Raw genomic sequence first — 900 nt, 5'->3', positions numbered from 1 at the left:
ACCTAATGATTTTTTGTTGTTCCATAGCTTGACAATATTTAATGAATTTTTTGTCAACCTATTTCAGGAATATGCATGGTATAAAATTGCAGATAACGGGAAACGCATTGGCGAAGTGGCGGATAAATTGGACGGAAAGTTCAATTTAGCAGTAACTTAGCCGATGTGTTTCCACATCGCTAACTTACAACAAAAAAAGCGAATGTGGAACACATTCGGCGGAATAAAAAGCACAAAAGCTGAAGTTTGCACTTAACCCGCCATTTTGCCAATGCGATGTTATATGAAGGCCTTTTATTTTTCAATTTTGTAGATTACAGCTTCCTTTCCATCAAAGTCAACGTCTTTTTCGTATTCAAGTCCAATTTTTTCAAGAACTTTTATTGAAGCAATATTTTCTTTCATTGCTCTTCCGATAATTTGTTTAAGATTTAGTTTCTCAAATCCGTAGTTTAAGCAAGCAATAGCACTTTCAGTTGCATAACCTTTATTCCATTCTTCTTCAAAAAAACGAAATCCAATATCAGTTTCGTTTTCCATTTCTCCGAATTTTAATCCAGACCAACCAATAAATTTATTGGTTTCCTTATTTATTACAGCCCATCTTCCGTAACCGTTTAGTTTATAGTCTTGATAATTTTCTAAAAAATCTCTTGCTTCTTGAGTATTTTTAAAAGCAGAATTTCCAGTATATTTTATCACGTTTGGATTTAGATTTAAGAGATAAAAATTTTCTGCATCGTCAGAATTTAGTTCTCTTAATAAAAGTCGATTAGTTTCTAAAATTTGTTTCATTTGTGCAGTGTTGTGGAAGGCTTTCATATAACGGGAAAGGGCTTGGCGAAGGCGGGGATAAGAAGGACGGAAATTCCAACTAAACACGAACCGAGCAAAAACCAT

At 33.8% G+C, this 900-nt stretch carries 1 protein-coding gene; it reads right to left on the bottom strand.

The genetic code is table 11. From position 1 onward, the window contains the following. Positions 1 to 294: 294 nt before the first annotated feature. The gene (locus AC23MB_RS14290) at positions 295 to 795 is read right to left on the bottom strand and encodes a GNAT family N-acetyltransferase (RefSeq protein WP_487787645.1); all 501 of its coding nucleotides are present in this window, start codon (positions 793 to 795) and stop codon (positions 295 to 297) included. Positions 796 to 900 lie beyond the last annotated feature (105 nt).

This window comes from Soonwooa sp. T0.1_25 (assembly GCF_057652215.1).
The sequence above is the reverse complement of the archived record's forward strand: the minus strand, read 5'-3'. Positions and strand labels throughout refer to the sequence as shown.

Coding starts and splice junctions, on each gene's coding strand:
- AC23MB_RS14290 (WP_487787645.1), bottom strand. CDS start 795: ATGAAACAAATTTTAGAAACTAATCGACTTTTATTAAGAGAACTAAAT.